Source organism: Azospirillum brasilense (genome assembly GCF_003349955.1).
GTDB lineage: Bacteria > Pseudomonadota > Alphaproteobacteria > Azospirillales > Azospirillaceae > Azospirillum > Azospirillum brasilense_B.
On record NZ_QLKQ01000058.1, the window covers coordinates 28064 to 48022 of the forward strand.

Below are 19959 nucleotides of genomic sequence, written 5' to 3' on the forward strand. Positions count from 1 at the left end.
GTCAAGAAAACCCGGTCAGGACTGATTTTCCAGCTCGTCAACAAAGCCGCGGATGACGTTCAGCCCCTTCTGCCAGAAGGCCGGATCGCTGGCGTCCAGACCGAAGGGAGCCAGAAGCTCCTGGTGGCGCAGCGTGCCGCCCGCCGACAGCATCGCCAGATACTTCTCCGCGAAGCCCTTCTCCGACTCCTGATAGACCGCGTAGAGCGAGTTCACCAGGCAATCGCCGAAGGCGTAGGCGTAGACGTAGAAGGGCGAGTGGATGAAGTGCGGGATGTAGGACCAGTAGTTCCGGTAGCCCTCGTCGAAGCGCAGCGCCGGGCCGAGGCTTTCGGTCTGCACCGCCATCCAGATCTCGCCCAGTCGCTCCGCCGTCAGCTCGCCCTCGCGGCGCTCGGTGTGGACGCGGCGCTCGAAGTCGAAGAAGGCGATCTGGCGGACCACCGTGTTCAGCATGTCCTCGACCTTGGAGGCCAGCATGATCTTGCGGCGCTTCGGGTCGGTCTCGCGGTCGAGCAGGGCGCGGAAGGTCAGCATCTCGCCGAACACCGACGCGGTCTCCGCCAGGGTCAGCGGCGTGTCCGACAGCAGGTGCCCCTGGCCGCCGGCCAGGATCTGGTGCACGCCGTGCCCCAGTTCATGGGCCAGCGTCATCACGTCGCGCGTCTTGCCCTGGTAGTTGACCAGCAGATAGGGGTGGACGCTGGGCACCGTGGGGTGGGCGAAGGCGCCCGGCGCCTTGCCGGGGCGCACCGGGGCGTCGATCCAGGCGTTGTCGAAGAAGCGCTTGCCGAGCGCCGCCAGATCCGGCGAGAAGCGGCCGTAGGCGCCCAGCACCAAGTCGCGCGCCTCGTCCCAGCGGATGCTGCGGTCGGCGTCGTCGGGCAGCGGCGCGTTGCGGTCCCAATAGTCCAGATGGTCCTGGCCGAACCACTTGGCCTTCATCGCGTAGTAGCGGTGGGACAGGGCCGGGTAGGCGTCCTTCACCGCCGCGGCCAGCGCGTCCACCACCTCGTCCTCGACGCGGTTGGACAGGTTGCGGGCCGACGTGGGCGCCTTGTAGTTGCGCCACTTGTCGTCGATCTCCTTGTCCTTGGCCAGCGTGTTGGTGACCAGGGCGAACAGGCGGATGTTGTCGCCCATCACCCGGCCGATCACTGTCCCGGCCTCCTTGCGGACCTCCGGACGGCGGTCGGACAGGCGGTTCAGCGCCTCGGCGCAGGTCAGCTCCTTGCCGCCGATGGGGAAGCGCAAGGACGCGATGGTCTCGTCGAACAGGCGGTTCCAGGCGGCGCGTCCGACCACATGCTTCTCGTGGAGCAGGCGTTCGACCTCGTCGGAAAGCTGATGCTCGCGGAACAGGCGGACGTCGCGCAGCCAGGGGGCGTAGCGGGCGAGGTCCTTCGACGCCTTCAGCTTGGCGTCCAGCACCTTGTCCTCCAGCCGGTTGATCTCCAGCGTGAAGAAGACGAGGTGGGTGGAGATGCCGTTCACCCGCTCCTGCGCCGACTGGTAGAACTTGGCGATGGCCGGGTCGGTCATGTTGCCGTTGTAGACCAGCCCGGCGTAGGACATCACCCGCGACAGCACCTCGTCGATGTGCTCGTACGCGCGGATGGCGGCGGCGAAGGCGTCGCCGTCCAGCCCGGCCAGCTTGGTCGCGTATTGTTCGTAAAAGTCCTTGGAGGCGCGCTCCATCCGCTCCAGGTCGGCCTTCAGTTCGGCCGACTCCATGCCCGGATAGAGGTCCGTCAGGTCCCAGGAGGGCAGGGCGCCGAGGTCCGGCCCGTCCCCCGTGGCGGCCAGGGCGGTGTCGGGCATGGTGGTCTGGGGAGCGCCAGGGAAATCGCCAATCGGGTGCCGGGTGGCGCTGCGGGTCATCTGTCCCTCCGTTCTGGGCTTTGGCCGTTCTGAGCTTTGGAACCGGATATAAGCGCCGCGCGGGTCCGGGGGAAGGCTGCGCTGCGGCCCCCGCTCAGGGAGCCTGGCTTTCCTGCGCGCGGCGGATCGCCGCCTCCACGCATTGCAGGTGCAGTTTCTTGCGGGCGAGCTGGCGGGTCCGCCGCTCCTCAAGGTCGGTTGTGGGCATCGCCTCGATGGCGCAGCCGCGCCAGCCGTTGGCGTCCAGCGCGCGGGCGACCTCCGCGTAACCGAAGTAGCCCTTGTCCGGCTGCTCCCACGGGGCGCGGAAGTCGGCGCGGCGCAGGACGAAGCGGTTGGACTGGCTGGACCCGCCGAGACTGGTCAGCCGGGCCACGATCAGCCGTTCGCCGTTCGGGTGGACGACGGTCAGGATCGGGCGGATGCCGAAGACGGGCGGGTCGCTGCTCATGGGACCATCCATAGCGCTCCGGTCCCCAATAGGCCAGAGACAAGGCCGCCGGAAAGGGAGTCGGAGGACGGACCGGAGGTCGCGGCCTGCGAAAAATGAACGCAGCCATACGCAAGTATGTCTGGGGGAGGCGTGTATGAAAATTAGCGGTTCACAAGTGATTGTTGCGTGACTTCTATGGAGTCGGCGAGATGATTTGCTTTCGCGTGAATCGGATCTCCGGACAAGTGAAGGAGAATACGGCGATGACATTGTTGGTGCGCTTACGAAAGCCGGTTCTCGCGGCGTTCTTTCTTCTGTCGTGGCTTCTCCCCGTCGCCGCGGCGCCGGCTCAACCCACCCCTGTCGAACTGCCCGCCGGCAGCTACGACGCGCAGGGCACCGCCCTGTCGGCCCTGGTCTATGTGCCGGACGGGGCGCGGGCGCGCGGCAAGGCGTCGCTGCTGGTCCTGCTGCACGGCTGCGAGCAGGACGCCCGCACCTTCTTCGAGGATTCGGGCTGGAAGGACATGGCCGACGCCCATGGCTTCGTCGCCCTGCTGCCGGCCCAGAAGCACAACCTGTTCTCCATGGTGGGGACGGGAGGGCTCGGGCGGTACGGCAACCCGCTCGGCTGCTTCAACTTCGCCGACCGGCTGAACAGCCCGTTGAAGGGCTTCGTGCCGACCGAGGCCGCGGCCATCGCCTCGATGGTCGGCGCCGTCGTCTCCGGCAAGGGGCTGGGCGCCAACGCCCCGGCGGTGGACGCGGAGCGGGTGTCCGTCACCGGCCTGTCGGCGGGGGCGGGCATGGCGGCGACCCTGCTGGCCGATTTTCCGCAGGTCTTCGCGGGCGGGGCGCTGTTCGCGGGCGTGCCGGCGCTGTGCGCCCAGAGCATGCAGTCGGCCGCGTCGCTCTGCGGCATCTCCGTGTCGCGCGGCTGCGGCGAGGTGAAGGCGCGCTCCGGCGGCTACGACAGCCGCGAATGGACGAAGGCGGTGCAGCGTGCCCGGCACCCCGCCGGTCGCCCGCGCGTGCTGATCGTCCAGGGGACGGCGGACTGCACCGTCGACCCGCAGAACGCTCTCTATCTGACCAACCAGTGGACGGCCTTCCATGGTTTGAAGACCGACGCTCCGGTGGTCATCGGGCAGGAACCCTCCTGGCCGGCGCGCGCCGTGCGGCAGGGCTACGCCCCGGTGGGTGCCAACGCCCTGTGGGTGGAGACGGTGCTTCTGAAGGATGTCGGCCACGTCATGCCCATCGACACCGGCAACCCGCAGCGCCCCTGCGGGCGGGTGCGGGTGTCGGAGACGAAGACCTACATCGAGGATGTCGGCTTCTGCGGCGCGGCGTTGGCCGCCGGCTTCCTGCAACTGGAACAGTAACACCCGCTTGAGGGGCGGCAGGCGGGTCCAGCACTCACCAAAGTGGTGCGACAGCCCGCCGCACCTTCCGGAATGCCGTTTGCCAAACGATGCAAATCTGACGCAGATTGGGGCCGCTGCGTGAACGTTCATTGCGCGGCTGCGGAGAAACGCGAACCAAACAAAATATAAGGGACGCCCCCCATGAGCCAAAGCTCGGCCGATCGCTACAACCAGATCCATGCCCGTTCCCTGTCCGATCCCGACGGATTTTGGGGCGAGGCGGCGGAAGACATCACCTGGATCAAGCGCTGGGACAAGGTGCTGGACGACAGCAACGCGCCCTTCTACCGCTGGTTCACCGGCGGCGTCCTGAACACCTGCTACAACGCCGTCGACCGCCATGTGGAGGCCGGACGCGGCGCCCAGGCGGCGATCATCTACGACAGCCCGGTCACCAAGACCGTCCAGACCATCACCTACGCCGAGCTTCAGGATCAGGTCGCCCGCTTCGCCGGCGCGCTGCGCGCCCAGGGCGTGGAGAAGGGCGACCGCGTCATCCTCTACATGCCGATGATCCCGCAGTCGCTGGTCGCCATGCTGGCCTGCGCGCGTCTCGGCGCGGTGCATTCGGTGGTGTTCGGCGGCTTCGCCCCGCACGAGCTGGCGACCCGCATCAACGACTCCCGGCCGAAGGCCATCGTCTCGGCCTCCTGCGGCATCGAGCCGAACCGCGTCGTCAAGTACAAGCCGATGCTCGACGCCGCCATCGAGCAGGCGGAGCACAAGCCGTCCAGCGTCATCGTCTTCCAGCGCCCGCAGGAAACCGCGACCCTGGTCGAGGGCCGCGACGTCGATTGGGCGGAGGCCGTCGCCAAGGCCGAGCCGGCGGAGTGCGTGCCGGTGGCCGCGACCGACCCGCTCTACATCCTCTACACCTCGGGCACCACGGGCCAGCCGAAGGGCGTCATCCGCGACAACGGCGGCCACGCCGTGGCGCTGAAATGGACGATGAAGAACATCTACAACGTCGAGCCGGGCGAGGTGTACTGGGCGGCGTCGGACGTGGGCTGGGTGGTCGGCCACTCCTACATCGTCTACGGCCCGCTGCTGCACGGCTGCACCACGGTGGTGTTCGAGGGCAAGCCGGTGGGCACGCCGGACGCCGGCACCTTCTGGCGGGTGATCGAGCAGCACAAGATCGGCACGCTGTTCACCGCCCCGACCGCCTTCCGCGCCATCAAGCGCGAGGACCCCAACGCCGAGCTGCTGAAGAAGTACGACCTGTCGCACTTCCGCGCCCTGTTCCTGGCCGGCGAGCGCTCGGACCCCGACACGCTGCATTGGGCCGAGGACAATCTGAACGTTCCGGTCATCGACCACTGGTGGCAGACCGAGACCGGCTGGGCGATCTCCGGCAACCCGCTGGGCGTGCATCTGTTCCCGATCAAGTACGGCTCCGCCACCCGCCCGATGCCGGGCTGGGACGTGCAGATCCTGAACGCCGAAAACAAGGAAGTGCCCCGCGGTGACATCGGCGCCATCTGCGTGAAGCTGCCGCTGCCTCCGGGCACGCTGCCGACTCTGTGGAACGCCGACGACCGCTACAGGAAGTCCTACCTGTCCGATTACCCCGGCTACTACCAGACCGGTGACGCGGGCTTCATCGACGACGACGGCTACGTCTACATCATGGCCCGCACCGACGACATCATCAACGTCGCCGGCCACCGCCTGTCCACCGGCGGCATGGAGGAGGTTCTGGCCAGCCACAAGGACGTGGCGGAATGCGCGGTGATCGGCGTCGCCGACGACCTGAAGGGGCAGGTGCCGCTGGGCTTCCTCTGCCTGAAGGCCGGCGTGACCCGCCCGCACGAGGAGATCGTCAAGGAGGTGGTGCAGCTGGTGCGCGAGCAGATCGGCCCGGTCGCCGACTTCAAGCGCGCCGTGGTGGTGGAACGCCTGCCGAAGACCCGCTCCGGCAAGATCCTGCGCGGCACCATGCAGAAGATCGCCGACAGCCAGGACTACAAGACCCCGGCGACCATCGACGATCCGGGCATCCTGCCGGAGATCGCCGAGGCGTTGCAGTCGCTCGGCTACGCCAAGACGCATCAGGCCGGCTGACCGGTTCCGCGTTCGAAGCCCCTTCCCCGGCACCGTTCGGGGGAGGGGTTTCCGTTTCGGTTAGGCCCTCTCCAGCGCGGTCAAGGAGTCGTCCAGCTCGTCCAGCCGGGCCTGCTCGGCCTCCAGCTCGGCCAGGGCGCGGCGGGCGTTGGCGATGTCGAGGTCGAGCTGGTCGCGCCGCCGCCGGATCAGCTCCTCCAGCGGGGTCAGTTCCTCAACCGCCAGCGCCTGGGCGATGGCCGCGTTGCTGCCGCCGCCCAGCGCCAGCCGCACCATGCGCGCGGTCGGGCGGATGCCCTGGGCCTCCAGATGGCGGGCGGTGACCAGGATCTCGATGGTGTCGTGATGGCGTGCCATGGCCCCGCCCTGATGACGCAGTGCGGTGGATTGTGCCAAGCCGCGCGCCGGATTCGAGGGCTCATCCGCGCGCAGCGGCGATTTGCCACAAGCCGGCGCTCCAACAGAGACGGTTTTCGGCTCCGCCATCGTTCCGCCGAATTTTTGCTGCACGGGCATCAAAGTCTGGAATAAACGATGAGCGGGGGGCGTTCATCCTGGCGTACCGGGTCCTTGGCATGGGGCTCGGCCCTGGGAGGGCGCGCCACCCGTTCCTACCTGAAGGAGTGCCATGATCCGCCACCCGGCGGTCCGTGGAGCCTTCGAGGCAACAATCGGGTGCGCGTTTGAGCACGTTCGGGGTCGAGCTGGAAGTCCACATTGCGTCGCTGCGCCGCTACGCGCGCGCGTTGCTGCGCAACCGTTCGGATGCCGAGGATCTGGTGCAGGAGGCGTTGACGCGGGCGGTGGCGCGCGCCGACACCTTCAAGGCGGGGACGAACCTGCGGGCGTGGCTTTTCACCATCCTGCACAACGTCCACGTCAATCAGGTCCGCTCCAAGGCGTCGCGGCCCGACGAGGTCGATGTGGACAGCGTCGAGTCGAAGCTGGTGACCCCGGCCCGGCAGGAGGAACGTGTGGAGTTGCGCGAAATGATGCGCGCGCTCGACGAGCTGCCGGAGGAACAGCGCAAGGTGCTGCTCCTCGTCGCGCTGGAGGGCCTGAAATACGAGGAGGTCGCCGAGACGCTCGGCGTGCCGATCGGGACCGTCATGTCGCGCCTCTCGCGGGCGCGCGAGGCGGTCAGGGCGAAGCTGGCGAACGAGGGCTCGGTGGCCCTCAGGCGGGTGAAGTGATGAACGCGCATTGCGTAACGGACGACGAACTGCACGCCTATGTGGATGGGCAACTGGCTCCGGAACGCCGGCTCTTCGTGGAGCGATGGCTGGCCGACGACCCGGACGCCGCCCGCCGGGCGGAGGATTACCGCGCCCAGGCCGCGCTGCTGCACGAACTCTTCGACCCCGTGCTGCGCGAGCCGGCCAGCGGCCCGGTCGATGAGCTGACGGGCAAGCTGCGCGGGCGGATGCCCGGCAACGACAACGCCGCCCCCTGGCACGCCCGCCACTGGGTGCGCATGGCCGCGGCGGTGATGCTGATCGTCGGCGGGGCCGGCGGCGGCTGGCTGGGCCGTGGTGCTGTGGACCAGTCGCCGGTCGTCCAGCAGCGCCAGACGCTCCAGACCTTCGCCGAGGAGGCCACCCAGGCACACCGCTTCTACACCTCCGACGAGCGCTTCCAGGTGGAGCTTGGCGCCGACAACCAGGACGAACTGAACAGCTGGCTGTCCAAGCGCGTCGGCCGCGACGTCTTCGGCCCGGACCTCGGCGGGGTCGGGCTGCGGCTGATCGGCGGGCGGTCGCTGCCCACCGAGCTGGGGGCCGGCGCCCAGTACATGTACGTGAACGAGGCGAACAAGCGGGTCACCCTGTTCGTCGGCGCCCCGCGCTCCGGCAACCCGGCCAAGTTCGGCTTCTCGCAGAACGGCGACGTGGCGACCATCTACTGGGTGGAAGGCCCGCTGGCCTACGCTCTGGCCGGCCGGATGTCCAAGGAGGACCTGCTGCGCGTCGCCGAAGCCGTCTACAACGACGTCAAGGCCGGCCCGCGCCGCCCCGAGCCGCAGTCCCAGCAGAACCAGCAGCCCCAACAGCAACAGCAGCAGGAGCAGCAGCCCCAGCAGCAGGACCAGCCGCCCGCCGGCGTCCAGCCGATCAGCGACACGCACAAGCCGAAGGACAGCTGAGGCGGGGAGGGGCGGGGACCGTGGGTCGCGGTCCCTCCGCCCTACCGCGCTTTTCCCGCCTGCTGCCACCCCCTTCACCCGTCATTCCCGCGAAGGCGGGAATCCAGCCCGTTCAGGGACGCGTCTGCGGAGTGTCCTTGCCCCCCGCCTGCGCGGGGGTGACGATGAGGACGGTGGATGCCGTGGGAAGGGCGCCTTTCCGCCCGACGCCGGCGCCGATGGGGCGGGTTGTCAGGCCATCCCCAGCGTGCGACGAAGCCGGCCAAGCCATCGCCGAAACCGACCTGCGTCGGCCTGACCACGCAGTGTGTCCAGCCTTCGCCGGACCCGTTCGGCAACGGGGCTTTCGATGGCTTCGAAGATGGCAAGCGCCTGTTCCAAACAATCAACAGCCTGCTTGATTTCACCCAAGGCGGCGTAGGCATTTCCGAGATTGCCGAGGTTGCTGCCCTCGCCGCGCCGGTCGCCGATCTCGCGGGAAATGGTCAGGGCCTGCTCGTAATGGTCGATGGCGCGCCGTGTCTCGCCCAAGGCGGCGTAGGCATTTCCGAGATTGCCGAGGGCGCTGCCCTCGCCGCACCGGTCACCGATCTCGCGGGAAATGGTCAGGGCCTGCTCGTAATGGTCGATGGCGCGCCGTGTCTCGCCCAAGTCGGCGTAGGCATTTCCGAGATTGCCGAGGGCGTTGCCCTCCACGCGCCGATCGCCGATTTCGCGGGAAATGAGCAGGGCCTGCTCGTAATGGTCGATGGCGCGCCGTGTCTCGCCCAAGTCGGCGTAGGCAATGCCGAGATTGCCGAGGTGACTGCCTTTGGCTCTCTTATCACCGAGTGATTGCGCGGCTCGTACTGCGGCCTCCAGCAGACCAATGCGACGGCGGGTTGGAAGACGGAGGCTGAATACGTAGACACCCGCATTTGGGAGGCGGTTTGTTAGGATCCGCGCAGCCTCGTGACAATCCGTCTTTTCAATCGCCCAGTCCGCGACCGCCAGAATATTGATGGATTCCCGATCGTAAAGAGCGAGGCCCATGCAAATGCCCTCGCCACCTTCCAGAAACAGAACGTCGGCGGCAGCGAGCACAGCCGTGCAGTGCAATGCAAACATTGCCTGAGCGTTCTCAAGTCTCTGTCCCGAACCCGGAGAGGGGTTCTTGTCCGGCAACGCCGCGAACACGTCGCGCGTCAACGGCCGCATCAGGTCGTGCAGGCGGTAACGCTTCGTGTCGCCGTCGTACAGCAGCAAGCCACGTTCCAGCAACGCCCCCAACGGCCTCACCGCGTCCTTCTCCTCCTCGATCCCCCACACCGCCACTGCCGCCGGGCGGTCGAAGTCCGCCGGGAACACGCTCAGGCATTGCCACAAGGCCGCCAGCGCCGGGTCGCTTTCGGCGAGGCGGCGGGCGCTGTGAGCCAAGACGGCGCCGACATCGCCGCGCGTGCCGCTCACCGTCAGATGGTCGAGCCGGTTTCGCGCGTCGGTCAGGTCGGCGATGTAGTCGGCGGCGCTGCAATCCTCCGCGTGGGCGAGGAAGGACCCGGCGACGCGCAGGGCAAGCGGCAAGTCGTCGCACAACTCGGCGATCCGGTGCCACTCCTCCTCCGTCGCCTGCGCGGGATGGGCGGCGGAGCGCAGCAAGGCAACGGACTCCTCGCGCGGCAGCAGGCCGAGCCTCAGCGGGACGGCGCCGTGCAGTCGGATGGGGTCCCGCGCCGTGACGATCAGGCCGCAGGGCGGGGGAGGGACCAGCGATTCGACCTGGGACGTGTCGGCGGCGTTGTCCAGGATGATGAGCGCCCGCTGCCCCGCCAGCACGGAGCGGTAAATGGCCTCCATCCGCTGCGGGTCGTCCTCCGCCTTCATCTCCGGGTGGAAGGCGCGGACCACATGGGCCATCGCCTCGACCGGGATCATGGAGGGCGCCTCGCTGTGGCCTTGCAGGTTCACCAGGATCTGGGCGTCGGGGTAGCGGTCCAGCAGCCGCCGCGCGGCGTGGACGGCCAGCGTGGTCTTGCCGATGCCACCCATCCCCCGGATCGCGCTGACCGCCGCCGCTCCTCCGCCGTCGCGGTCCAGCGCGTCGGTGAGGGCCTTGACCTCCGTCTCGCGGCCGGTGAAGTCCGGGAGGTCGGAGGGGAGCTGGTGACGGGGAGAGTACCCCGGCGCGGCAGGCGGGTGATTGTGGATGATCGGGTTCGTATAGACAGTGGATTGGCGGATATCGCCTTCGACCGCCACCGAACCATCACCGGACGCCTCCGCACCGCCTCCCATGGTCAGCGTCCCACCCTGTTGCCACGGCCGGTGACGATGGTCGAACCGGACACATTGCCCCCGATGGCGACCGCCCCGGTCCCCGATGCCACAACACGGCCGCCGCTGTTCAGCGCATCGGCCAAATCCGCCGCCAAGCCGGGATTCGCAGCCAGGAGCTTGCGGATTTGCAGGCGCAGGGCCGCCACGGCGTCCTCGTCGTCCGGTGCCTGGGCGACCTCCTGTGCGGCCTTGCGGGCGTCCTCGTTCCCCCGGACGGCGGCGGACAGCTTGGCCCACAGCGCCTTCGCGCGGTCCAGCCCGGCACCGGCGGCGACGCCCCCGAGCTTTTCGCCCGCTCCGGTCAGGATCGGTTCAAGAACCGGAAGGAACGGCGCGACCGCCGTCGTGACCTGTTTGGCAAGATCGATGATCTGCGTATCCATCGGATGCCTCCCTGCAAGCTCTTAATCGAAAATAGAGAAAATGCCCTGGAAATGCACGCCATGAGGCGTGCAGCCGCGCCGTTGCGAAGCGTTCGGTTCAATGCGGGGCGGGCCGCTCGTTTCCCGGTTTACTCCCACCCCGGCGCCGTTCCACAATGCGCAGGGAACGGCGTGGAACGTGGGGCATGCGGGGCTGGTACTTCATCGGCGACAGCCATGCGCAATCCTTCGAGATCGCCGCGACGATCCGCCTGCTCGACCGGCCGGCGCGCTGCCTGCTGGTTCCCGGGGCGACCGCGGTCGGGCTGCGCAACCCGGAGAGCCGGACCCACGCGGTCGCCCTGTTCAAGGAGGCGCTGCTGCCCGCCCATCCGGACGCCATCCCGGTGATCCAGCTCGGCGAGGTCGATTGCGGCTTCGTCATCTGGTGGCGGGCGCAGAGGCACGGCGACGGCGTCGAGCGGCAGTTGGAGGAGTCGGTGGTCGCCTGCGCCGCCTTCCTGGACGACCTGCTGGCGGGCGGCTATCCCACGCTGGTGCTGACCGGTGCGGTGCTGCCGACCATTCGCGACGGCGAAGCCCGCGGCAAGGTCGCCCGCGCCCGGCACGAGGTCACCGCCACGCTGCGCCAGCGCACCGAACTGACCCACCGCTACAACGCCCGCCTGCGCGACGCGGCGGAGGCGCGCGGGCTGCCCTTCGTCGACATCACGCCGCGCATCACCGACCCGGAAACCGGGTTGGTCGCCGAGGCGTTCCGCAGCCCGAATCCCGGCGACCACCACCTCCACCCCATCCGCGCCGCCGAGGTCTGGGCGGAGGCCCTCAACGCGCTGGACCTGCCGCCATGACCGACGCAATGGACTTTCTTCGCGCGGGCGCCGCCGCGCTCCAGCGGGGCGACCGGGCGGGGGCGGAGCGCCGGGTGGTTCGTGCCCTGGCGCTGGTCCCCGGCCATGGCGAGGGCTGGAACATCCTGGGCGTTCTGGCCGTTTCCGCCGGCGACCCCGCCGCAGGGGAGGCGCGCTTCCGCCGGGCGTCCGCCTGCGCGCCCGACAACCCCAATTACCCACGCAGCCAGGCGGAATGCCTGAAGCGCCAGGGGCGTGCGGACCGGGCGGCGGCCCTGCTGGCCGGCGCCGTGCGCCGTGGCGTGCTGTCGCCCGATCTTGCCTGCGACCTCGGTGACCTGCGGCTGGGCACGCGCGACGTTGCCGCCGCGGTGGCGCTCTACCGTCTGGCGTTGGTTCTGGCCCCCGGCCATGCCCGCAGCCTGAACAATCTGGCGGAGGCGCTGGGTAAGGCGGATCGGCCGGAGGCGGTGGCCGACGCCTTCGCCCGGCTGGCGGCGCTGCGCGGCACGGCCGCCGCCTGGGGGGCGGCGGGAGCGGCGCTGCTGGCGGCGTGGCGGCAGGACGAGGCGCGGGGGGCGCTGCGCCGGGCTGTCGCACTCGAACCGTCCACGGCCGAGCACTGGGCCAACCTGGGCTTCGTCGGGCTGGGGCGGCACGCGGTCGCTCTGGCCGAGGCCGCCTTCGACCGAGCCTTGCGTCTGTCGCCGGGGATGGACACGGCGCGGGCGGGGCGCGGGACGCTGCGCATGCTCACCGGGCGCCTGCGCGCCGGGGCGGTGGAATACGAGGCGCGGCTGAGCCTGCCCGCCTTCATGCCATCGCGGACCTACAGCCGGCCGATGTGGGACGGTCGGGTCGAGCCGGGCCGGACGCTGCTGATCCACGCCGACCGCGGCCATGGCGACGCCATCCAGTTCATCCGCTACGCCCCGCTGCTGCGGGCGCGGGGGATGCGCGTGGCCTTCCACGGGCCGGAGGGGCTGCTCGACCTGTTCCGCGCGTCGGAGCTGCTGGACGAGCTGTCCGGCCTCGACGGCCCGCCGCCGGCCCACGACGTCCAGATTCCCATCATGAGCCTGATCCATCGCCTGGGCAGCGATCTGGACAGCGTGCCCGCCGCCGTTCCCTATCTGCGGGCGCCCGACGCGGCGTCGCGGCGCTGGGCGGACCGGCTGGCCGGGCTCAGTGGGGTGAAGGCCGGGCTGGTCTGGCACGGCTCGGTGGCCTTCCCCTATCACCGCCAGCGCTCGCCGGGGTTCGGGGCGGTGCGGCCGCTGACCGGCGTTCCGGGCGTGACGGCGGTCCTGCTCCAGGTCGCCCACGGGCGTTCGGAGCTGGAGCGCTTCCCCCCGCTCGGCCCGGTCCTCGACCTTGGGACGGAACTTCGCGACTTCGCGGACACCGCCGCGGCGATCCAGGCGCTGGACATCGTCATCAGCCCCTGCACCGCCGTGGCCCACCTCACCGGGGCGCTGGGGAAGCCGGTGGCGGTGCTGCTCGACCAAGGGGCGGAGTGGCGCTGGATGCAGGGGCGGACGGACTCGCCCTGGTACCCGACCGCGCGCCTCTACCGCCAAGCCGTGTTCGGCGACTGGACGGAGCCGGTGGAGCGGCTGCGCCGCGATCTGGCCGCCCTGGCCGCACCATGACCACCGTCCCCGCGCCGCTTGAGGGGGCGCGGGGACGGTGGCGGCTCACTCCGCGACCATCGGCTGCGGGGCGGCGGGCTGGCGGAAGCCGTCCAGCAGGGCGGCCTCCTTCGCCTTGGCGGCAGCGACGTTGCGGGCCTTCACCGGGCCGTAGCCGCGCATCTCCTGCGGCAGACGGGCGATCTCCACCGCCGTGGCGTGGTTGGCGCGGGTCAGGCCGTGCAGGATCTCGCCCATGATCGCCTCGTACTCCGCGATCAGGCGGCGCTCCATGCGGCGCTCGGCCAGCCAGCCGAACGGGTCGAGCGGGCTGCCGCGCAGGCGCTTGCCCTTGGCGAGCAGGCGCAGGGCCTTCAGCATCCACGGGCCGAAGCGCTTCTTCTTCGGCTCGCCGCCGTCCTCGCCGCTCTCGCCCATCACCGGCGGGGCCATGTGGAAGACCAGCTTGTAGTCGCCCTCGAACATCCGCCCGACCTGCTCGACGAAGCCGGTGTCGGTGTAGAGCCGGGCCACCTCATACTCGTCCTTGTAGGCGAGCAGCTTGAAGTAGCCCTTGGCCACGGCCTCGGTCAGGGCGGTGGAGCCGGGGAGCCTCTGCCCCTCGACGCGCCGCGTCCAATCGACCAGCGCGTGGTAGCGGCTGGCGTAGGCGGCATCCTGATAGTCGGTCAGGAAGGCGGTGCGGCGGGCGATGGCCTCGTCCAGGCTGGCCGAGGGGCGGCGCTGGTCGAGGATGAACAGGTCGTTGGCGGCGGCCTGCTCCTGCGGCGGGTTGGCGGCGGCCTCCACGGCGGCCAGATCGACGGCGGCGCGGCGGCCCCAGTTGAAGGCGTCGGTGTTCATCTTGACCGCCACGCCGTTCAGCTCGATGGCCTTCAGGATGGCCTCGGCGGTGATTGGGATCAGACCCTTCTGCCACGCGTAGCCCATCAGGAAGGGGTTGGTGGCGATGCTGTCGCCCATCAGCGCGGTTGCCAGCTTGGTCGCGTCGAAGGCGTTGACCGCCCCCTCGCCGCAGGCCTTGCGGATGTCGGCCACCAGATCGCGGACCGGCACCGTGAAGTCCGGCTTCTTCAGGAAGTCCACGGTGATGGTGTCGTGGGTGTTGATGACCGCGCGGGTGTGACCGTGCGCCATCTTCGACAGGGCGTCGCCCGCCCCGGCGACGATCAGGTCGCAGCCCACCACCGCGTCGGCTCCGCCCGCCGCGATGCGGACGGAATGGATGTCCTCCGGCGTGGCGGCGATGCGGATGTGGCTGGTCACCGCACCGCCCTTCTGGGCGAGGCCGGTCATGTCGAGCACGCCGACGCCCTTGCCCTCGATGTGGGCGGCCATGCCGAGCAGGGCGCCGATGGTCACCACGCCGGTGCCGCCGACGCCGGTGACGTAGATGCCCCAGGGCCGGTCGAGCGCGGGCAGGGTGGGGGTGCGCAGGTCGGACGGGTCGGCCCCGGCCTTGGCCGCGCCCGCCTTGACTTCGACCGGTTTCGGCTTGCGGAGCTGCCCGCCCTCCACCGTCACGAAGCTCGGGCAGAAGCCCTTGGTGCAGGAATAGTCCTTGTTGCAGCTCGACTGGTCGATCTGGCGCTTGCGCCCGAACTCGGTCTCCAGCGGCACCACCGACACGCAGGAGGATTTGGCCGAACAGTCGCCGCAGCCCTCGCAGACCAGCTCGTTGATGATGACGCGCTTGGCCGGGTCGACCATCTTGCCGCGCTTGCGGCGGCGGCGCTTCTCAGTGGCGCAGGTCTGGTCATAGATCAGGACGCTGACGCCGGAGACCTCGCGCATCTCCTTCTGCACGCGGTCCAGGTCGTCGCGGTGCTCGACGCTGGTGTACTGGGGCAGGCCGTCGCCGATGCCGTACTTCTCCGGTTCGTCGGAGACGACGACGATGCGGCCCACGCCCTCGGCGCGGAGCTGGTTGGCGAGCGACTGGACGGTCAGCGTGCCGTCCACCGGCTGGCCGCCGGTCATCGCCACGGCGTCGTTGAACAGGATCTTGTAGGTGATGTTGGCCTTGGCCGCGATGGACTGGCGGATGGCCAGGATGCCGGAGTGGTAGTAGGTGCCGTCGCCGAGGTTGGCGAAGATGTGCTTCTCCTCGGTGAAGGGCGCCTGACCGACCCAGGGCACGCCCTCGCCACCCATCTGGGTGAAGGTGTCGGTCTTGCGGTCGAGCCACGTCGCCATGTAGTGGCAGCCGATGCCGCCCAGCGCGCGGCTGCCCTCCGGCACATGGGTGGAGGTGTTGTGCGGGCAGCCGGAGCAGAAGGTCGGCTTGCGGATGACGCGGGCCTGATGGGCCTTATGCTTTTCCTGGGCGTCGAGGAAGGCGACGCGGCGCTTCAGGTTCTCGTTGTCGACGAAGCGCTCCAGCCGGCGCCCGATGACCACGGCGATCTGCGCGGGCGACAGCTCACCGGCGGAGGGGAGGATCCACTCGCCGTGCTCGTCGAACTTGCCGACCACCTTCGGGCGGACGTCGGGGTGCCAGTTGTAGAGCTGCTCCTTGAGCTGGTTCTCGATGACCGCGCGCTTCTCCTCGACCACGACAATCTCGTCGAGTCCCTCGGCGAAGTGGCGCACGCCGTCGCGCTCCAGCGGCCAGGGCATGCCGACCTTGTAGACGGTTAGGCCCCAGTCGGCGGCCATCGCCTCGGTGATGCCCAACTCGTCGAAGGACTGCCGGACGTCCAGATAGCTCTTGCCCGTGGTGACGATGCCGAAGCGCGGGCGGGGGGAGGACACCATCACCTTGTCCAGCCGGTTGGCACGCGCGAACGCCAGGGCGGCGTACAGCTTGTGCTTCATCAGCCGGTATTCCTGCTCCAGCGGCGGGTCGGGCCAGCGGATGTTCAGGCCGCCCGGCGGCATCGCGAAGTCGGCGGGGACGATCGGGCTGACGCGGTGCGGGTCGATATAAACCGACGCCGAGGTGTCCACCGTCTCGGCGATCGTCTTCATGGCGATCCAGCAGCCCGAATACCGGCTCATCGCCCAGCCGATCAGGCCGTAATCCAGGATCTCCTGCACGCCCGACGGGTTCAGCACGGGGATCATCGCGTGCATGAAGGCGTGTTCGGACTGGTGCGGGAAGGTGGAGGACTTGGCGTTGTGGTCGTCGCCGGTCAGCACCAGCACGCCGCCGTTGCGCGCGGTGCCGGCGGCGTTGGCGTGCTTGAACACGTCGCCGGAGCGGTCGACGCCCGGACCCTTGCCGTACCACATGGAATAGACGCCGTCATACTTGGCGCCGGGGAACATGCCGACCTGCTGGCTGCCCCAGACGGCGGTGGCGCCCAGCTCCTCGTTCACGCCGGGCTGGAAGCGGATGTGGTTCTTCTCCAGGAACGTGCGCGCGTTCCACAAATTCTGGTCGAAGCCGCCCAACGGCGATCCGCGGTAACCCGAAATGAAACAGGCGGTGTTCAGCCCGGCGGCAAGATCGCGCTGGCGCTGCATCATCGGAAGGCGCACCAGCGCCTGGGTGCCCGTCAGGTACACGCGCCCTTGTTCAAGCGCGTACTTGTCGTCCAAAGTCACGGTTGGCAGGGTCACGGTTGCGAGAGCCATTGTTCCATCCCCTTTGTGGCGCCCTGAAAAGCGCTGGCCGGGCGCGTTCGCCGCGCCGCTTCTTATGTTTGTTCGTCAAGCCAAAAGGTAATGAAGGCTGTCTTATTCGGCAACCGGCGCCAAGCCTCCCCGTGCAAAAAGCAAGGAACGGTCCAGCGCTCGCAGCGCTGTGAAACGGACGGGCGTGAATCGCCCTTCGGCGGGACATTCCCGCTCGCGTCCATCGGCAGGTCGGCGCCGGTGAGGAACCGTTCCCGATGGTGGGGGAGACGGACGACCGGTGCTCAGCGGGCGTGCCGGTCCAGGAACTGGCGGCAGGAATCGAAGTCCTGGAGCGCCGCATCCGGAAGTTCGACGCCCTTGCGTTCGGCGAGGCTGCGGGCGAAGGCGACCATCTTGTCGGTCGGCGCCTTGCGCCGCGCGCCGCTGGACGGTGCGCCGGGTGCCGCCGGGACGGCGTCGGCGACCGGGCTTTCGGGCATCTCCGAGGCCGGCTTCGCCTTGCGGGTGCGGCGGGGCTTCTTCGGCGCCTCGCCGTCGTCACCGACCAGGCCCGCCGTGGCGACCGCCGTCTTGCGGGCGCGCGGGCGCGGCGTCGTTCCGGCGGCGCGCGGGTTGGCGGAGCGCCGCCTTCCGGTGCCCCGTCCGGCGCGGATCGGACCGCCGCGCACGCCGAGGTCCACCGCCGGCCCCCGGTTGCCGACCAGCACCCCGATCAGCCGCCCGGCCTCGTCGGCGATGCCGTCGATGACGCTGCGGAAATCGGCGCGTCCGACGACCACCTCGTCCAGCCGCATCTCCCACAGGGCGGTGGTGCCGGGATCGACCAGCGTGGGGGCGGCGCCGCGCAGGGTCTCGAACAGTTGCAGCCCGGCGGGGGTGGGCACCAGCCACTTGCCGTCGGCGCCCAGCAGGTTCTGCCGCCGCAGGCCCTTGATGATCTCGGCGCGGGTGGCCGGGGTGCCGATGCCCTTGGCTTCCTTCAAGCGGTCGCGCAGCGCCGGGTCCTCGACGAAGCGCCAGGCGTTCTGCATGGCGTCGACCAGCGTGCCCTCGTTGTAGCGCGGTGGCGCCTGGGTCCGCTTGGCTTCCACACGGGGGTCGGACAGACGGGCGGGCTCGCCGTCGGTCAGCGGGGGAAGGGTCTGCTCCTCCTCCTTCTCGTCGGGCTTGCCGTCCGTCTCGGCGGAGCCGAAGGCCGCCTTCCAGCCGAGCTTCAGGGGGATGCGCCCGACCGCCCGGAAGATCACCGGCTTGCCCTCGACCGGCACGTTCATCAGGACGGTGGTCTGCCGGTACTCGTAGTCGGGCATCACGGCGGCGAGGTAGGAGCGGCAGATCAGCGCGTAGAGCCGCTTCTCGTCGTCGGTCAGGCGGTTCAGCCGGCTTTCCAGATCGTCGAGCACATTGACGTTGGGCACGATGGCGTGGTGCGACACGCCCTCCAGCGCCTTGTCGCAGAAATGGCCGGACTTGCCGCGGCGGATCACCGGGCGGGACAGGTCGAGATGGGCGAAGCCGCGCAGCCGGGTCAGCGCCCCGGTGATCGCCGGAACGTCGGCGATCTGGTTCTCCGACAGATACCGCGCCTCGGCGCGCGGGTAGGTGATGAGCTTCTTGCCGTCGCCGTCGTAAAGCTCCTGCGCGACCTCCAGCGTGCGGTCGGCGGTCCAACCCCAGCGCTGGCCGCAGGTCTTCTGCAGAGCGGGCAGGTCGTAGAGCTTCGGCGGGGCCTGCCGCCGGTCCTCCACCGTCACCGACAGCGGCCCGCCATGGCCGTCGGCGGCGCGGGCGATGGCCTCGGCGCGGGCGCGGTCCTTGATGCGGTCCTTCGGCGGTGGGGCGTGGCGCATTAGTAAGGAGCCGCCCGCGGCGGTGGCCGTCGCCACGACCTCGAAGTAATCCTCCGGCTTGAAGTTGCGGATTTCCAACTCGCGCAGGCAGACGATGGACAGGGTGGGCGTCTTCACCCGCCCGATGCCGATCACGCCGCGAGTCCCCGGCGCCAGCAGCGTCTTGGTCGCCGTGCGGGTCAGGGAGAGGTTGAAGATCTGGTCGGCCTGCTGGCGCGCCACCGCCGCCTCGTAGAGCGGGCGAAGCTCGGTGTTCGGCTTCAGCTTGGCGAAGGCGTCGCGGATCGTCTTGGGGTCCTGGGCGGTGAACAGGGCGCGCTGCACCCGCCCGCGGAAGCCCAGATGCTCCAGGATCTCCTGACCGATCAGCTGCCCCTCGCGGTCGCAGTCGGTGGCGAGGATGACCTGGTCGCAGCCCTTCAGCGCCGCCTTGATGGCCGCCAGCTTCGCCGTTTTGTTACCGCCGCTGTCCGGCCGGGTCGGGTAGAGTCCGTCGGGCTTCAGCAGGGTGGGCGCCCAGCGCTTCCAGTCCGGGTTGACCTCGTCGGGCTCGGCCAGCCGCAGCAGATGCCCCTCGGCCGGCAGGATGCGCCCGTAGCGATCTCCCAGCGCGGCGCGCAGGTCCTTTGCCTGACTGGATTTTTCCGTGATGATGAGCGTGGCCATGACCGCCATGGTAAGACGAACATGAAAACGTATCAAGAACACTTGAAGGCTCTTCTGAGCGGCTTCCTGATTGCGGTGCCGCTCCTCGCAGCCGCACTCCCTGCCACGGCGCAGAACCCGCTGCTGCCGGGGATCGGGGCGACGGACCGGCGGGTGGTGGTGGACGCCAGCCACGCGCCGTGGAACAGCCTCGTCAAGGTGCAGAGCAATCTCGGCGCCCGCTGCACCGGCGTGCTGGTGGCGCCGCGCCGGGTGGTCACCGCCGCCCATTGCCTGCTCAACCGGGCGCAGCGCTTCCTGCCGGCCTCCTCCCTGCACGTCCTGTTCGGCTACGAGCGCGGGGAGTACCGGCAGCACCGCGCCGTCGCCGCGCTGGAGACCGGCGGGCCCTATGACAAGGAGCGGCGTCTCGACGGGCTCGTCGGCGACTGGGCGGTGCTGACGCTGGACGGCGACGCGCCGGAGGGGATGCCGCCGCTGCCGCTCGCCCGAGTCCCGCCGGAGGCCGGCACGCCGCTGATGCTGGGCGGCTACAGCCAGGATCGGGCGCACCTCGTCACTGCCGACACCGCCTGCGCGGCGCGCGGCGTCAACGACACCGACCGCGGCCCGCTGCTGGTCCATGACTGCGACGGGACGCGCGGGGTGAGCGGGGCGGCGCTGCTGGTGCGCACGCCCAGTGGAGATAGGGGCGGAGATAGGGGCGGGGAT

Annotated in this window: 14 protein-coding genes; 7 read left to right on the top strand and 7 right to left on the bottom strand. The window is 69.6% G+C overall.

Translation table 11 applies throughout. The annotated features are described in order from the left end of the window. Positions 1 to 15: 15 nt before the first annotated feature. Together DXK32_RS22535 and DXK32_RS22540 are read right to left on the bottom strand one after the other, a co-directional pair. Positions 16 to 1821 carry a M3 family oligoendopeptidase gene (locus tag DXK32_RS22535; RefSeq protein ID WP_114860567.1) on the bottom strand — a complete coding sequence of 602 codons (1806 nt, stop codon included), beginning with the start codon at positions 1819 to 1821 and terminating at the stop codon, positions 16 to 18. Between the two features lie 154 nt (positions 1822 to 1975). Next, positions 1976 to 2332, bottom strand: a complete 357-nt coding sequence (locus DXK32_RS22540; RefSeq protein WP_114860556.1) for a hypothetical protein — start codon at positions 2330 to 2332, stop codon at positions 1976 to 1978. 245 nt (positions 2333 to 2577) lie between these two features. Here DXK32_RS22540 and DXK32_RS22545 point away from each other — a divergent pair, with 245 nt between their 5' ends. Together DXK32_RS22545 and DXK32_RS22550 are read left to right on the top strand one after the other, a co-directional pair. After that, entirely contained in the window at positions 2578 to 3699 is a 1122-nt protein-coding gene (locus DXK32_RS22545; RefSeq protein WP_162801309.1) for an extracellular catalytic domain type 1 short-chain-length polyhydroxyalkanoate depolymerase, read from the top strand. Between the two features lie 183 nt (positions 3700 to 3882). Further along, entirely contained in the window at positions 3883 to 5805 is a 1923-nt protein-coding gene (locus DXK32_RS22550; RefSeq protein WP_114860558.1) for a propionyl-CoA synthetase, read from the top strand. Between the two features lie 60 nt (positions 5806 to 5865). Here the strand turns inward: DXK32_RS22550 and DXK32_RS22555 are convergent, their stop codons facing one another. Further along, the gene (locus DXK32_RS22555) at positions 5866 to 6162 is read right to left on the bottom strand and encodes a DNA-binding protein (protein ID WP_162801310.1); all 297 of its coding nucleotides are present in this window, start codon (positions 6160 to 6162) and stop codon (positions 5866 to 5868) included. A gap of 326 nt (positions 6163 to 6488) precedes the next feature. Between DXK32_RS22555 and DXK32_RS22560 the strand changes: the two genes are divergently transcribed. Beyond that, positions 6489 to 6998 (top strand): sigma-70 family RNA polymerase sigma factor, encoded by a 510-nt coding sequence (locus DXK32_RS22560; protein ID WP_114860560.1) that lies wholly within the window; start codon positions 6489 to 6491, stop codon positions 6996 to 6998. After that, complete coding sequence (locus DXK32_RS22565) at positions 6998 to 7948, top strand: anti-sigma factor family protein (RefSeq protein WP_205215804.1); 951 nt, start codon at positions 6998 to 7000, stop codon at positions 7946 to 7948. Before DXK32_RS22560 ends, DXK32_RS22565 begins: the two co-directional genes overlap by 1 nt. A 231-nt stretch (positions 7949 to 8179) precedes the next feature. Here the strand turns inward: DXK32_RS22565 and DXK32_RS22570 are convergent, their stop codons facing one another. Continuing rightward, on the bottom strand, positions 8180 to 10222 hold the full coding sequence (locus DXK32_RS22570; protein WP_114860561.1) for a tetratricopeptide repeat protein: 2043 nt from the start codon (positions 10220 to 10222) through the stop codon (positions 8180 to 8182). Between the two features lie 2 nt (positions 10223 to 10224). Then, positions 10225 to 10647 (bottom strand): hypothetical protein, encoded by a 423-nt coding sequence (locus DXK32_RS22575; RefSeq protein ID WP_114860562.1) that lies wholly within the window; start codon positions 10645 to 10647, stop codon positions 10225 to 10227. A 185-nt stretch (positions 10648 to 10832) separates the two neighbouring features. Here DXK32_RS22575 and DXK32_RS22580 point away from each other — a divergent pair, with 185 nt between their 5' ends. Together DXK32_RS22580 and DXK32_RS22585 are read left to right on the top strand one after the other, a co-directional pair. Next, positions 10833 to 11498 carry an SGNH/GDSL hydrolase family protein gene (locus DXK32_RS22580; RefSeq protein ID WP_114860563.1) on the top strand — a complete coding sequence of 222 codons (666 nt, stop codon included), beginning with the start codon at positions 10833 to 10835 and terminating at the stop codon, positions 11496 to 11498. Then, the gene (locus tag DXK32_RS22585) at positions 11495 to 13150 is read left to right on the top strand and encodes a tetratricopeptide repeat protein (RefSeq protein WP_114860564.1); all 1656 of its coding nucleotides are present in this window, start codon (positions 11495 to 11497) and stop codon (positions 13148 to 13150) included. Before DXK32_RS22580 ends, DXK32_RS22585 begins: the two co-directional genes overlap by 4 nt. A gap of 45 nt (positions 13151 to 13195) precedes the next feature. Here DXK32_RS22585 and DXK32_RS22590 read toward each other — a convergent pair whose 3' ends face one another. Beyond that, positions 13196 to 16729: an indolepyruvate ferredoxin oxidoreductase family protein gene (locus DXK32_RS22590; protein ID WP_114860565.1), complete on the bottom strand. Its 3534-nt coding sequence runs from the start codon at positions 16727 to 16729 to the stop codon at positions 13196 to 13198. Between the two features lie 284 nt (positions 16730 to 17013). After that, complete coding sequence (locus DXK32_RS22595; protein ID WP_114860569.1) at positions 17014 to 19248, bottom strand: type IA DNA topoisomerase; 2235 nt, start codon at positions 19246 to 19248, stop codon at positions 17014 to 17016. Positions 19249 to 19269: 21 nt separating this feature from the next. Here DXK32_RS22595 and DXK32_RS22600 point away from each other — a divergent pair. Further along, positions 19270 to 19959: trypsin-like serine peptidase (locus tag DXK32_RS22600; RefSeq protein WP_162801311.1), on the top strand; the 690-nt coding region annotated here is incomplete at its 3' end.